General features: G+C 62.2%; 11 protein-coding genes and 1 rRNA gene. 7 read left to right on the plus strand and 5 right to left on the minus strand.

Translation table 11 applies throughout. The features are described from left to right. Nucleotides 1-26 precede the first annotated feature (26 nt). Together Bravens_RS00235 and Bravens_RS00240 are read right to left on the minus strand one after the other, a co-directional pair. Nucleotides 27-878 (minus strand): ABC transporter permease, encoded by an 852-nt coding sequence (locus Bravens_RS00235; RefSeq protein WP_062019291.1) that lies wholly within the window; start codon nt 876-878, stop codon nt 27-29. 2 nt (nt 879-880) lie between these two features. Beyond that, entirely contained in the window at nt 881-2,182 is a 1,302-nt protein-coding gene (locus tag Bravens_RS00240; RefSeq protein ID WP_082790940.1) for a quaternary amine ABC transporter ATP-binding protein, read from the minus strand. 284 nt (nt 2,183-2,466) lie between these two features. Here Bravens_RS00240 and Bravens_RS00245 point away from each other — a divergent pair, with 284 nt between their 5' ends. The 4 genes from Bravens_RS00245 to aroD all read left to right on the plus strand — a co-directional run bounded on the left by Bravens_RS00245 (nt 2,467) and on the right by aroD (nt 5,981). Beyond that, complete coding sequence (locus tag Bravens_RS00245; RefSeq protein WP_062019293.1) at nt 2,467-3,102, plus strand: hypothetical protein; 636 nt, start codon at nt 2,467-2,469, stop codon at nt 3,100-3,102. Between the two features lie 151 nt (nt 3,103-3,253). Further along, on the plus strand, nt 3,254-3,832 hold the full coding sequence (locus Bravens_RS00250; RefSeq protein WP_062019295.1) for a copper chaperone PCu(A)C: 579 nt from the start codon (nt 3,254-3,256) through the stop codon (nt 3,830-3,832). Nucleotides 3,833-3,834: 2 nt separating this feature from the next. Further along, complete coding sequence (locus Bravens_RS00255; RefSeq protein WP_062019297.1) at nt 3,835-5,157, plus strand: Dyp-type peroxidase; 1,323 nt, start codon at nt 3,835-3,837, stop codon at nt 5,155-5,157. A 17-nt stretch (nt 5,158-5,174) separates the two neighbouring features. Then, nucleotides 5,175-5,981: a type I 3-dehydroquinate dehydratase gene (gene aroD / locus Bravens_RS00260; RefSeq protein WP_062019299.1), complete on the plus strand. Its 807-nt coding sequence runs from the start codon at nt 5,175-5,177 to the stop codon at nt 5,979-5,981. Nucleotides 5,982-6,937: 956 nt separating this feature from the next. Here aroD and Bravens_RS00265 read toward each other — a convergent pair. From Bravens_RS00265 to Bravens_RS00275, 3 genes are all read right to left on the minus strand, one after another. Next, nucleotides 6,938-9,301, minus strand: coding sequence for a (Fe-S)-binding protein (locus tag Bravens_RS00265; RefSeq protein ID WP_167346377.1), 2,364 nt, complete (start codon nt 9,299-9,301; stop codon nt 6,938-6,940). A gap of 74 nt (nt 9,302-9,375) precedes the next feature. Next, nucleotides 9,376-9,648, minus strand: a complete 273-nt coding sequence (locus tag Bravens_RS00270) for a DUF4235 domain-containing protein (RefSeq protein WP_019174013.1) — start codon at nt 9,646-9,648, stop codon at nt 9,376-9,378. Nucleotides 9,649-9,829: 181 nt separating this feature from the next. After that, nucleotides 9,830-10,930, minus strand: coding sequence for a VIT1/CCC1 transporter family protein (locus tag Bravens_RS00275; RefSeq protein WP_062019301.1), 1,101 nt, complete (start codon nt 10,928-10,930; stop codon nt 9,830-9,832). 224 nt (nt 10,931-11,154) lie between these two features. Here Bravens_RS00275 and Bravens_RS00280 point away from each other — a divergent pair, with 224 nt between their 5' ends. The 3 genes from Bravens_RS00280 to Bravens_RS10630 all read left to right on the plus strand — a co-directional run. Then, nucleotides 11,155-11,610: a DUF3817 domain-containing protein gene (locus Bravens_RS00280; protein ID WP_062019304.1), complete on the plus strand. Its 456-nt coding sequence runs from the start codon at nt 11,155-11,157 to the stop codon at nt 11,608-11,610. A 98-nt stretch (nt 11,611-11,708) separates the two neighbouring features. Beyond that, nucleotides 11,709-13,202, plus strand: coding sequence for a glutamate-cysteine ligase family protein (locus tag Bravens_RS00285; protein WP_062019306.1), 1,494 nt, complete (start codon nt 11,709-11,711; stop codon nt 13,200-13,202). A 492-nt stretch (nt 13,203-13,694) separates the two neighbouring features. Next, nucleotides 13,695-13,805: ribosomal RNA gene (locus tag Bravens_RS10630) — 16S ribosomal RNA — on the plus strand; the annotation flags it as partial.

The following is a 13,805-nucleotide window of genomic DNA, read 5'->3' on the forward strand; positions in this document are numbered from 1 at the left end:
CGGCCCTATTTATCGGTCGGTTTGGGTCAAACTGTGGAGTGCTCGCTGTTGCGGCTGCCCAGTGCTGCCGTGACGCGGTCCAGGAAGATGGCCAGAACGACGACTGCAACACCGGCGTCAACGCCCAGGGCCACGTTCAGCTGCGAAATAGCGCCGATGACAGCACCGCCGAGGCCCTCAGCGCCGGCCATACCGGCCAGAACAACCATCGACAGGGCCAGCATGATGACTTGGTTGACGCCGGCCATGATCGTCTTGAGTGCCAGAGGCAGCTGCACCTTGAACAGAATGTGGCTGGGTGTCGCACCGAAAGCCTGGGCGGCTTCGACGACTTCACCGTCGACCTGGCGGATGGCAAGCTCCGTGAATCGCACGCCGGGCGGCAGGGCGAAGATGATCGTCGCGATCGCGCCGGGCACCTGGCCGACGGAGAACATGACGATTGCCGGAACCAGGTAGGCCAGGGCGGGCATCGACTGCATGAAGTCGAGGATCGGCCGGACAATGGTCGACACGATCCGGGACTTCGCAGCCCACACGCCGATCGGCAGCGAAATGATGAGCGCGAAGATCACCGACACCAGCACGAGCGCGAACGTGCTCATGGCGTTCTCCCACTGGCCCAGAGCCAGGATGAGGTAGAAGCCCACAACGGTGACAATGCCCAGCTTCCATGTGGCAGCAGCCCAGGCGATCGCCGCGAAGATCAGAATCATGATGAACGGGTGCGGTGTCTCCAGGAGCCAGTTCAGCCCCGAGTACATGCTCGACAGCACCGTGGTGACCGCTGAAAGCAGCCAGTCGAAATGCTTCTGGAACCAGATGAGGAACGTGTCGACCCATTCGCCCAGCGGCAGGTGAGGTTCAAGCGGGTTCATGCTCACGCTTCCTTTCCAGTTGCGGTGTCAGGGGCATCGTCATCGTTCGGCTCCGGCTGCAGTTCCTGTTCGGGTTCCGGCTGCGGGTCCGGGACCGTCGATACCGTGGGAAGTTCGCCGGTGGCAGTGGACTCGGTGCCCATGGCCTGCAGCAGCTTGACTCGAGGCACAACGCCCAAGAGCTTTCCTGCCTCGTCGATGACGCACAGCGGCACCGGGGCTTCAGCCGACGGCGCGAAGAGGTCCGCGATCTGCGCATCCGGCGGACACGTGAGGATGTTTTTGGTGTAGATGATGTTGTCCAGGGTGCGCTCGCCGCGTTTGGCCGCTGCCACTGCGTCGTCGTCTGTGACGAGCCCCAGCAGCTTGCCGCTGCGGTCGGTGACGAGAACAGCGGACTCCTGGGTGTTCTGCATTTCCCTGATTGCCACGTTCGGTCCCACGGTGTTGTGGACGACGTTCGTGGGCGGGCGCATGACTGACTGCGCGGTGTAGACGCGGGAACGGTCGACGTCCTGAATGAACGACGCGACGTAGTCGTCAGCCGGGTTGGTCAGAATGTCTTCGGCCGTTCCGATCTGGGCGATCCGACCGTTGCGCATAACGGCGATCCGGTCGCCCAGGTACATGGCCTCATTGAGGTCGTGGGTGATGAAGATGATCGTCTTCTTCAGCGTGTGCTGGAGTTCGGCCAGCTGCTGCTGCATTTCGCGACGGATGAGCGGGTCGAGAGCCGAGAACGCTTCGTCCATCAGCAGAATGTCGGTCTCCGCGGCCAGGGCGCGGGCCAGGCCGACGCGCTGCTGCATACCACCGGACAGTTCGGACGGGTACTTGTCCTCCCAGCCCTTCAGACCGACGATCTCAAGCCACTCGTCTGCCTTCTTCAGGCGCTCCGCCTTGTCCATTCCCTGCAGCTCGAGTGAGTAGGCCGCGTTTTCGCGCACCGTGTGGTGCGGCATGAGGGCGAAGTGCTGGAAGACCATCGAAATGTGGTCGCGGCGAACCGCGCGCAGTTCGGTGGCGTTCATCTTCGAGATGTCTTTCCCGGCAATCTCAACGGAGCCGGCGCTTGTGTTCCACAGTCCGTTGAGGGTGCGGATGAGGGTCGATTTACCAGACCCGGAAAGGCCCATGACGACGAAGATCTCACCGCGTTCGACTTCGAAGCTCGCGTCGATGACGGCTGCGGTTCCCAATTCGCGCAGGTCGTCGCGGTCCTCGCCGTTTTCAATGCGGCGAATCACTTCTTTTTCGTTTTGGCCAAAGACTTTGTAGACGTGCGATGCACGGACTAATGCCACTGCGTGGCCACCTTCCGTTTGAGGGTGCACATCCGCGCCGGGTGGCGCGGGAATTGCTGCCGGCGGCCGAAAAAACGGGACAGCGCCGGTATTCCACCTTAAACACAGAGCCTTCTCAGACGGGCTCAAGGGGCGGGTCAGATTCGGCTGGCTTTCTGAGCAAAAGCTGAAACACCCCCTCTGGCCAGGGGTTTTACTGGTTCTCCGTTGTTATTGAAACGTTACGCCAAAATCTGCTCATAGCCGCGGACAGCGGGCATTCTGCCGCTCGATAGAATGCCGGCATGACTGCCGAACAGAAACACCGCATGCGGCGTGCCCGCATGCTCCGCGGTTGTGCCGCGGCGTTCTTTTCGGTGTTCATCGGCCTGGTTTTCCACACGGGAGCAGGCGGTGCGGCCTCTGTCGCAGCGAGCATGTTCGCTTTTCTCGTCGCCGCCTGGCTGGGAATGGTTCTGTCGGTGCTGCGCCTGCGCATCACCTCTGTCATGGCAGTTGCCGCCGCAGGGCAGTGGCTTCTGCACGTCTTCATGACCTTTGCCTCGAGTGCCACGCCTGCGCCGCGTGGCTCAGGGTCCCTGCTGGAAACGTCCGTCCACGCGCTCTGCATGGGGCTTGTGTCCCCCAGCGCGGGAACCGTCACGCCCGCCGCCATGCACCACGCGGACTTTTCCGGTCCGCTCATGCTGGCAGCCCACGCCGCTGCGGTTGTTCTCACGGCCGGCTACGTGCTCTTCGGCGAACGGGCTCTCGAGGCGGTGCTCACCGAAATCGTGGGCCCCGTCGTCTTCGTCTTTCTGTCTGGTGTGCTGCCGCGGGTCCGCCGCGTTCAGCGCCCCGGTGTGTTCCGCACCCGCAGTGCCGGCACCTCGCAAGTCTTCAGCTCGGTGTCGCAGCGCGGCCCGCCCGCTGCTGTCTGACACACACGGGGCTTTCTGGCGAAAGCCCACACCCTGCCGCGCAGGAAAAGACTGCGGGCGGGCACACCCACTATCTTCTGCGGCTGAATGCCGCATCCCCGGGGCTTAAGCCCCCTGTTGTGCACCCGTAAGCGGGTGCGAAAGGACAACCATGAAACTCCGCAAGACCCTTATGGCCGCTCTCGCCGCTGCAACCCTGACACTCGCCGGCTGCGGTGGCGGCGATACTGCAACATCCGCCGCTGACGCACTCAAGATCGACGAACCGTGGGCAAAGGCCGTGCCCCAGGACAAGGGCATGACCGGTGTCTTCGCAACGATTGAGAACGAAGGCAAAGAAACCATCACCATCACCGGTGCTGAATCCGACGTCGCCGGAAAAGTGGAACTGCACGAAACCACCGGCGATGGCAAGGGCGGCATGAGCATGAAGGAAAAGGAAGGCGGCTTTGAACTGGCTGCCGGCGACACGCTCGAGCTCAAGCCCGGCGGCGACCACATCATGCTCATGGACCTCAAGCAGGACATCGAGCCCGGTGAAGAAATCAAGATCACCGTCAAAACATCGGCGGGAGACTTCGACCTGACCGCGCCGGCCCGTGAATTCACCGGCGCTAAGGAAGAGTACGCACCGGATGAGCACGACCACGGTGAGCACATGGACCACGGTGACGACGAAGGCGACGAGGGTCACGACCACAGTGACGATGACCACGAGGACAGCAAGTAACAATGACTGAGATCTCCAGACGCAGACTTCTTGGTGCTTCGGGCATCGGGGCCGGCGCTGGACTCGCAGCGGGCATTGGCGGCACCTATGGCGTCATGGGTGCCGCCGCCCGCGGCGGTGAAGACAGCAAAGGCTTTTCCGGTAAGCAGACCGTTCCGTTCTACGGAGCACACCAGGCCGGGGTGGAAACACCGCCGCAGGCACACGCGGTCTTCCTCGCCGTCGAACTGAAAGACCACGTTGACGCGGCCGCCATGCGCAGGTGGCTGAGGATTCTCAGTGACGACGCCGCCGCACTCACACAGGGCAGGGCACCGCTGGCCGACACGGAACCCGACATGACAGCCCAGCCGGCATCGCTGACGGTGACCTTCGGCTTCGGTCGCAAAGTCGTGGAACTCGCCGGTGCCGACAAGGTGCCGGCGTGGCTGAAACCGCTGCCGGACTACTCAATTGACCGTCTGCGCCCCGAACTGTGCGGCGGCGATCTGCTCATGCAGATCTGCTCAGACGACCCGCTGACCCTGGCCCACGCATCGCGCATGCTCATGAAGGATTCACGAGCGTTCTCAGAAATCGCCTGGGCCAAGGAGTCATTCCGCCGTGCTTACGGCACCGACCCGAAGGGCACCACGGTGCGCAACCCGTTCGGCCAGGTGGACGGAACCGTCAACCCCGAAATCGACACCGATGACTTCGCCGCCCTCGTGTGGGGTGACCCCAACGCGCCCGCAAGGCCTGGCGCCTCGGATCGGAAGGAAGTCGAGTCACCGCGCGGAAAAGCGCCGGCCGACCTCGGCTCGGCACATCCTGACTGGATGGCCGGCGGTACAACCCTCGTCCTGCGCGACATCGCAATGGACCTCGAAAGCTGGGACCTGGCGGACGAACCGGCCCGCGACTTCTCCGTCGGCCGCCGCATGAAGGACGGTTCCCCGCTCACGGGTGAGCACGAACACGACATCCCGGACCTCGAAGCCGTCGGCAGCGATGGCTTCAAGAAGATCTCTCCGGCCAGCCACGTGGCGCGTTCGCGCAACGACAAAAAGCCCGAAGAGCAGATCTTCCGCCGCGTGTACTCCTACCAGTCGCTGACCAAGGGCCCCATCCGGGACGACGTTGAAGGAGTCCGCCAGATCAACGATGCGGGGCTGATGTTCGCCAGCTACCAGGCGGACATCGAACGGCAGTACAAGCCGATCCAGCAGCGCCTGGCAGAGGGTGACCTCCTCAACGAATGGACGTTCCCAATCGGTTCGACCGTGTGGGCGATTCCGCCCGGAGCATCTGAGGGCGGGTACATCGGCGAGACTCTGTTCGGATGATTGCCTAAGCTGAGATCATGCTCAGCCTTCCGTTCATCGCCAGCACCCCGCAGAACATCAAACGGCCCAAGGTCATCGTGCCGTTTGCACCGCGAACCCTTGATGAAGCTCGCGCGGCGGGAGAGTGGGCGGCGCGCGCCCGAAAAGCGGGTGCAGATGCCATGGAATGGCGCGTTGACGCGCTGGCCGACAGTGTTGATCTGCTCGATGCTGATGGGCCGGCTGCTCAGGCGCTTGAGGAGGCCCAGCTGGCCATTCAAGACCAGCGGGAACTTCCCGTGCTGATTACGGTGCGGACCGCAGCCGAAGGCGGACAGGCTGATCTTGACGACGCCGCCTACGCGAAGGTCGTCTCCGGTCTCATCCGCCGCACCCAGCTGACCCCGCCCCTGGGCACGCAGCCGCGCATTGCAGTTGATGTCGAAGTTGATCGCGAACCGGCAGCCCAGCTGTGCAAGCAGGCGGGAGAGCTCGGCGTTCCCGTTGTCGCTTCCCACCACGACTTCGATCGCACCCCGGACACCAGAATCCTGCTGGCAAAGATCCGCGACATGCTCCTCATGGGAGCGGATGCAGCGAAGATCGCCGTCATGCCGAAAGAGCCGAGCGATGTTTCACGGCTCCTGGAGGCCTGCGCGTCTGCTGTTGAAGTGGCCGAGGTGCCGGTCATCGCCATCTCGATGGGCCCCCTGGGGCGCTCCACCCGCGTGTTCGGAGGGGACTTCGGTTCGGCTGCCACTTTCGCCACACTGGGTGACGAACCGACCGCACCCGGTCAGATCCCCGTCGAAAAGCTGCGCTCCGTCTGGACTGAACTGTACTGACCAAACCGGGCCGGCACCTCGGCAGGGGACCTGGCGAACAGGTGGCGACTGAGCCACCCGGCCCCGTTTCGACACACCCGTTAGCCGGAATCTGCGCTTTAGCCGTTTGGAAACTCCCGTTAGCAACAGAAACTCCCGAAAAGCAGTACTGCTAACGGGAGTTTTTGTTGCTAAAGCGTGGCTGGCTGCTGCGGAAGCGCCGAGGTGTCAGGTTGGGCTGGCTGCTGGAGGAGGGGGCGGTGGCCGGGATCTGCGCTTTAGGCACGAATCCACCCGTTAGTCGCAAGGGGACTCCCGTTAGCCGAGATCTGCGCTTTAGCAGTAACTGCTAACGGGAGTTTTTGTTGCTAAAGCGTGGCTGGCTGCTGGGGAAGCGCCGAGGTGTCAGGTTGGGCTGGCTGCTGGAGGAGTGGCCGGTGGCCGAGATCTGCGCTTTAGGCACGAATCCACCCGTTAGTCGCAAGGGGACACCCGGTAGCCGGGATCTGCGCTTTAGCCGTTAGGAAACTCCCGTTAGCAACAGAAACTCCCGAAAAGCAGTACTGCTAACGGGCGTTTTTGTTGCTAAAGCGTGGCTGGCTGCTGGGGAAGCGCCGAAGTGCCAGGTTGGGCTGGCTGCTGGAGGAGTGGCCGGTGGCCGAGATCTGCGCTTTAGGCACGAATCCACCCGTTAGTCGCAAGGGGACACCCGTTAGCCGGGATCTGCGCTTTAGCCGTTAGGAAACTCCCGTTAGCAACAGAAACTCCCGAAAAGCAGTACTGCTAACGGGAGTTTTTGTTGCTAAGCGGTGTGTGGGTGCAGAAAAGGGGCCGAGGTGCCGGGCGCGGGTGTGTGGGTGCAGGCAAGGGGCCGAGGTGCCGGGCAGCTGGCTGGCAGACTGTCGAGGGCCGGGGCGGACAACGTGAAGGGGCGCCGCCGAAAATCGGCGGCGCCCCTTCAGACGTCAGTCAGTCGATCAGACCTCAGCGGGTTCCGGTGCGGATTCCGCTCCGCCCTGACCGCGCTTCACGCCGGCCAGCAGCATCTGCGCGACATCCAGAACTTCGACGCCCTCGGAGGCGTTGCCCTCAGACTGTTCGGCGGTCAGACCGTCAGACAGCATGACGCGGCAGAACGGGCAGCCAACCGCAATCTGTTCGGCGCCGGTGGCGACGGCTTCCTTCGTGCGGTTGACGTTGATGCGCGAACCGATGGTCTCTTCCATCCACATGCGCGCACCGCCGGCACCACAGCAGAAGCTCGTTTCCTTCGAGCGCTCCATTTCGCGGTACTCCACGCCGGGCAGCGAGCCGATGAGCTCACGCGGCGGTTCGTAGATCTGGTTGTGGCGGCCCAGGTAGCAGGGGTCGTGGTACGTGACCGGGGTCTGCACCTGCTCACCTTCGGCCGGAGCGACCGGGGTGAGCTTGCCTTCGCGGACGAGCTTGTTGAGCAGCTGCGTGTGGTGGACGACTTCGAACTTGCCGTCCAGCTGCGGGTATTCGTTCGCGATCGTGTTGAAGCAGTGCGCACAGGTCACGACGATCTTGCGCGCCTTCATTTCGTTGAGCACCTCGACATTGGCCTGAGCCAGCATCTGGTAGAGGAACTCGTTGCCCGCACGGCGAGCGGGGTCACCCGTGCACGACTCGCCATCGCCGAGGACGGCAAAGTCGACACCTGCCATGTTGAGAAGCTCCGCAGTTGCCTGCGTGGTCTTCTTGGCGCGGTCTTCGAAAGCACCGGCACAGCCGACCCAGAAGAGGTACTCGACTTCGCCGAGGTCCTCGATGTCCGCACCGACCTGCTTGACTTCGAAGTCGAGGTCCTTGGCCCACTCGAGGCGCTTGCGCTGGGACATGCCCCACGGGTTCTGCTTGTTTTCGAGGTTCTTGAACAGACCGCCGAGCTCGGTGGGGAACGCCGATTCGATGAGCACCTGGTAGCGGCGCATGTCGACGAAGTGGTCGACGTGCTCGATGTCCACCGGACACTGCTCAACGCAGGCACCGCACGTGGTGCACGACCACAGGGCGTCGGGGTCGATGACGCCTAGCTCTGCGAGCTCTTCGACATCCTGTGCGCCGACGAGCGGGCGGACGGCCTCAGCCTGTGCGGCCTCCGACAGGGTGCCCAGAAGGTCGAGGTTTTCGTGCGGGTCGGAAATGCCCTCGTAGGCGTCCATTTCCTTCTGCCACGCGCGCTTGGCCTTCTTGTCGGCATCGTCGGCAAGAGGTGCCGGCGGCTGTGCTTCGGCCTGCGCTTTCTGCGCTGCTTCCAGCCATGGCGACTTGGCCGCAGCGTGGTTGCGCAGATTGATCATCATGAGCTTGGGGCTCAGCGGCTTTTCCGTGTTCCAGGCCGGGCACTGGCTCTGGCAGCGACCACACTCGGTACAGGTGGAGAAGTCCAGCAGGCCCTTCCAGGTGAAGTCTTCGACCTTGCCGACGCCCATCGTGGTGGAGTCGTCCATTGCGTCGGGGTCAGAGAAGTCGAGCTCTTCGCCGTCGGACACCATCGGCTGGAGGGCGCCGAGTGAGGTGCGGCCGTTTGCGTGGCGCTTGAACCAGATGTTGAAGAACGCGAGGAAGCGGTGCCAGGCAACACCCATCGTGGGGGTGAGGGCGACGGTGACCATCCAGGCGTAGGAGATGAGGATCTTCGCCAGCGCGATCGCGACGATGAGGCCGGACACGACCGGAATCGACAGGCCGGAGAAGATTTCGCCGATCCAGAAGGTCAGCGGGAAGTGCAGGATGAGGTTTGCCTGGCCCTCGTGGCCCTGCAGCACGTATTCGAGGCCGCGCAGCAGTGCAATGCACAGGCAGACGCCCAGAATGGTGAACTCAACGTAGTAGGCCTGCCAGAAGTTCGAGCCGTAGAAACGCGACTTGCGCTGCGTGTCGAGTGTTTCGCCCTTGGGCTTCTTGGCTTGGCGAATGGCGATCAGCACGATGATGCCGATCAGGCCGGCCATCGCGAACAGCTCTGTGATCCATTCGTAGGGCACGAAGTGGCCGATCAGCGGCAGGGTTGCAGCCGGGTTGAACAGCTGCATGGTGGCCTGGGCGAGCGTGAGCGTGAGCACGCCGAAGGAGATCATGGTGAACCAGTGGGCGATTGCCACAACGGGCAGACGCGCCATCCGGGTGTGACCCAGGAACTCCTTGACGAGGGTGCCGGTGCGTGCGCCGGCGTCGTTTGTGCGCTCACCGGCGCGCGTGGGTGCGCCGAGCTTGAAGAACTGGACGAACTTGCCGATCCGCATCAGGAACATCGTCCAGCCGACGATGGTCGCAGCAACGCCGATGACGGCTGCGACGATCTGCAGGGCTGTCATGTGTGTTTTACCTCCGGGCGGCCCTTTCGCAAGGGCACTGAAAATCCATCAGAAAGATGGGCAGAAAAAGGTGCTCAGTTGGATTCCGCAACAGCTTCGTTGCCGAATTGGCTGCGGATTGCCTGAGCGGCATAGCGCTGAACGACGATCTGGGCGATGGCCACACCGACACCCGAAACGATGGTCCAGGCGATGACTTCGGCCATGTCCGTGTCGGTGTCATTGGGATCGTTCGGAGCGGGACGGCCAAGCGATTTCTCCCATGCCAGGCTGATTGCTTTACGTGCGGCAACAGCGGCGAGTGCGCCTCCGCCGAGGCCGATGACCTTCCACGCGAGTTTGCCCATGATGTCTCCTCAGATCAGTGTGGACCTCTGTGTGTTTTCAGTCTCACCAGGATACGACACAGACAGTTCACAGTGCGGTTTTGAGCTTCTGCCAGGGATGGTATCCCGACGCACTGACACATGCCGAAACCACAGTCAGTCGATCAGCGCCACAGCGCCGCACGCTCACCCGGCAGCAGAATCACCCGGCAACAGACCCGAACAGCAGACCCAGCGCGTAGGTGATGGCGGCTGCACCCAGGCCGATTGCCAACTGGCGAAGAGCGCGCGGCAGCGGGGCTTTGCCGGAGAGCACGCCGACGACACCTCCCGTGAACAGCAGCGCCATGCTCACCAGCACGGCCGCGATCAGCAGCGGCAGGGTGCCGTCGAGTCCGAAGAAGTAGGGAACGATCGGGATGACGGCACCAGCGCTGAAGAACAGGAACGAGCTCACGGCCGCTCCGAGACCAGACCCGGTGCCTTCGTGTTTGACCCGCGCAATCGAGTTCGGCAGGAAAGTGGCGCCACGGGGAGTGCGCGCCCTGCCGATGGCGGTGCGGGCAGCGAGCTCCGCCTCGTCCTCCTCCATGCCGCGGGCCTGGAAGACCAAGGCGAGCTCATTGGCGTTGATGTCGAGGTCCTGCAGGATCGTGTCAGCATCGGGTTCGGGGTTCGAGGCGTCGATCAGCTCGTGCTGGGAGCGCACCGAAATGTATTCCCCGGCACCCATCGACAGGGCACCGGCCAGGAGCCCGGAGATTCCCGTCAGAAGCACCTGTCCGCTGGTCAGACCGGCAGCGCCGACACCCATGACGAGTGCGAGGTTGGAAACAAGGCCGTCGTTGGCGCCGAAGACCGCGGCGCGGAAGTTGCCGGACATGTCAGACCGGCTCTTGGTGGCCAGCGCGCGCACGACTTCCGCGTGGACGCGTTCGTCGGCGGCCATCTGCTCGGTTGCGTACTCATCGACGATGTACGGGGAGCTGCTTTCAGCCTGCTGGGCCAGCGCCAGCACGAAGATCGAGCCGAACATGCGCGCGAACATGGCCAGAATGACCACGCCGAGGTCGGGTCGGCCCGGTTTGTCAGCGTGATGGCCCAGGAGTGTGCGCCAGTGCTGCTGGTGACGACGTTCGGCGTTGGCGATCGCCAAGAGGATTCGGCGTTCGTCGCCGGTCTTCTTCATGGCGAGGCTGCGGTAGACCCGCTCCTCAACGAGTTCGTTCGCCAGGTAGCGGCGCCACTGCCTGATGAGGCGCGGGTCGTCAGTCGCGGGAGTCGCAGGAGAATTCTGTTCCACACCGGCAATCGTAGGAGAGCGCTGTGCCGCAGTTTTTCTTAGCGCGGCTTAACCTCGCGAGTGCCGGCGGTTCTGAGGTTCCGCCGATTGCGGGTGCCCGGACAGTTTCATACTTTCGGCTGATGTCCGCACTCAGGGTGGCCTGGAAAACTGGAAGTATCATCGCTCGGTCTGGCTTCTGTTCTGGCCAGGGCGTACGAGCACTGCACACAAGGAAAAGGTCAATGTCACCCAAGAGGCTGTTTTCGATTCTCGCCATTGCCGAGGCGGTCACGTGGACCATGCTGATCATCGGCATGGTGCTCAAGTACGGCACCCAGACCACTGAACTGGGCGTGCGGATCGGCGGAGGCGTCCACGGTTTTGTGTTCCTCGCCTACTGCGTTGTCACGGTTCTCGTGGCGACTTCGGAGCGTTGGGGCAAGGCTCGCGGTCTGCTGGGGCTCGGTTCGGCCATCATTCCCTACGCCACCATCCCGTTTGAGATTTGGGCGCGCCGCAAGGGTCTGCTGCCCGAAAGCTGGAGCCTGGGTGAGCAGCGGCAGCCGGCCAATCCGTTTGAGCGGCTGTGCCTGTGGGCTCTGAAGAACCCGGTGCTGGCTGTCATCGTGGGCATTGTGCTGGTTTCGGCTCTGTTCGCCTTCCTGTTGTTCTTGGGTCCGCCGGTCCCGCAGAGCTGACTGCGGGCCCGATTGTCGGGCAGACTGTCGGACTGAGCGCACGAGGTGGAGCCCGGTTCGGGCTGGTTGAATGCCCGGGTTTGTGGTTGGCTTGATCTATGGGAGACGCAGTATCACGGGAGCGCTACACCCCGCGTGAGCGAACTGACTACCGTCGTGAGCTCAACGACGACCTAGAGACCTTTGACGCCTATCTGCAGCAGGCGGAGTTCGTCAGCCGCGGCACTATAGGCATGGAGCTTGAGCTCAACCTGGTCGATGAGCAGATGGCGCCGGCTCCTGTAAACCTCGATGTTCTCAAGACTCTTGACGATGCTGATTTCCAAAGTGAGATCGGATCGTTCAACTTCGAAATGAACCATCCGGTTCTCTCGGTTGAGGGCGATGGTCTGCGGGAACTTGAGGACGGTTTGCGCGAACGCCTCGATCGCGCCGCCGCTGCCGCCGTACAGCACAACTCTTCGGTCGCGATGATAGGCACTCTGCCGACGCTGACCGAGCAGTTCTTGGAAAGCCCCGAGTGGATCACTCCGGAGAATCGCTATAAAGCACTGAGCAACGCTGTCATGGACAGTCGCGGCGAACTGGTCACGATCGACCTTGCGGACCGCGAAGTGCTCAACCACGATTTCGAAGACATTGCCCCGGAGTCTTCGTGCACCTCTATGCAGCTTCACCTGCAGGTTTCGCCGGAGCGCTTTGCTGAGGCGTGGAACGCTTCGCAGGCGATTGCCGGTGTGCAGGCGGCACTGAGCGCGAACTCACCGCTGTTCTTGGGCCGGAAGGTGTGGCACGAAAGCCGCATCCCGGTGTTCGCCCAGGCAATTGAAACCCGTCCGCCGGAACTCATCGCCCAGGGTGTGCGGCCGCGCGTGTGGTTCGGCGAACGCTGGATCACCAGCATCTTCGACCTGTTCGAAGAAAATGTCCGCTACTTCCCGGCTCTTCTGCCGGAATCGCGCGAAGAATCGGGTTCGCCGATTATGCGCGGCGAAGCTCCCGCCCTGCACTACCTCAATCTGCACAACGGAACGGTGTGGCGCTGGAACAGGCCCATCTACGCACCAAGTTCTGACGGCTTGGCGCACGTGCGCGTAGAGAACCGTCTGCTTCCGGCCGGTCCGACCGTGGTCGACATGGTTGCGGATGCCGCGCTGTACTACGGTCTGGTCAAGTTCTTGGGAGAACAGACCCGCCCCGTGTGGTCGCGCCTTCCCTTTAAGACGGCAGAGAAGAACTTCATGACGGCTGCGCGCTCTGGGCTCTACGCCCGGCAGGAATGGCCGACTCTCGGTGCAATTGACGTTGCCAAGCTTGTGCACGAGCATCTGGTGCCGCAGGCACGTCGCGGTCTCGAGAAGCTGGGCGTGAACGAAAAGCTCATCGACCGCTATATGGGAATCATCGACGGTCGAGCTGTTGGTCGGCAGAACGGTGCGCTGTGGCAGCTGCGAACTTTGAGCAACATCAGGCCGAAGAAAGCTGCGCCCGGCAGCCCCGAACGTCAGAAAGCTTTGGCGCTTATGCTCGAGCAGTACATGGAGAACCAGGCAAAAGGTGAGCCAGTCCACACATGGAAGATCGGCGAATAAGCCGTACTGCACCTCGGTGCGAGTCCGCTTGTTCCGCGAGAACTCGCGGAATTTGAGCCGTAGAAAAATATTTTCGCCGCGGAGTTGCATCCTGCTCTGAAGTGTGTGTAAAGTAGTCCTCGTTGCTCGGACGGAAAACACCGAAGCGAGCGGGCCCCAGGCCGAAGATCAGATCTTCCAAATGGCGCGGCCCCGCTTCCACTGGAACCGAAGTTCTAGCAGCAGAATCAATCTGATTCGCATAGTCCGTTAGGGCTGTGAACTTTCACCTTTGATGAAGTGCTCACGGTTGTGGGTGTGGATTTTTTTGTGTGTCTGTTCTTTGTCAACTCAATAGCGTGTTTGTTTGTTTCGTGGTGCCAGATTTTTTGTTTCTGGCCATGGAATTTTTTGATTTGTAGCAGGATGATGCTGGCAGCACTTGGTGTTGTTGGTGTTGTTTTTGTTCTTGTCAGTTTTCTTTTGGTTGGGATCTTATCTTTCTTTTTGTTTTTAGTGGAGAGTTTGATCCTGGCTCAGGACGAACGCTGGCGGCGTGCTTAACACATGCAAGTCGAACGCTGAAGCTTGGTGCTTGCACTGGGTGGATGAGTGGCGAACACT

It is taken from the genome of Brevibacterium ravenspurgense (assembly GCF_001584615.1).
Lineage (GTDB): Bacteria > Actinomycetota > Actinomycetes > Actinomycetales > Brevibacteriaceae > Brevibacterium > Brevibacterium ravenspurgense.

Coding starts and splice junctions, on each gene's coding strand:
- Bravens_RS00235 (WP_062019291.1), bottom strand. CDS start 878: ATGAACCCGCTTGAACCTCACCTGCCGCTGGGCGAATGGGTCGACACG.
- Bravens_RS00245 (WP_062019293.1), top strand. CDS start 2,467: ATGACTGCCGAACAGAAACACCGCATGCGGCGTGCCCGCATGCTCCGC.
- Bravens_RS00250 (WP_062019295.1), top strand. CDS start 3,254: ATGAAACTCCGCAAGACCCTTATGGCCGCTCTCGCCGCTGCAACCCTG.
- Bravens_RS00255 (WP_062019297.1), top strand. CDS start 3,835: ATGACTGAGATCTCCAGACGCAGACTTCTTGGTGCTTCGGGCATCGGG.
- aroD (WP_062019299.1), top strand. CDS start 5,175: ATGCTCAGCCTTCCGTTCATCGCCAGCACCCCGCAGAACATCAAACGG.
- Bravens_RS00265 (WP_167346377.1), bottom strand. CDS start 9,301: ATGACAGCCCTGCAGATCGTCGCAGCCGTCATCGGCGTTGCTGCGACC.
- Bravens_RS00270 (WP_019174013.1), bottom strand. CDS start 9,648: ATGGGCAAACTCGCGTGGAAGGTCATCGGCCTCGGCGGAGGCGCACTC.
- Bravens_RS00280 (WP_062019304.1), top strand. CDS start 11,155: ATGTCACCCAAGAGGCTGTTTTCGATTCTCGCCATTGCCGAGGCGGTC.
- Bravens_RS00285 (WP_062019306.1), top strand. CDS start 11,709: ATGGGAGACGCAGTATCACGGGAGCGCTACACCCCGCGTGAGCGAACT.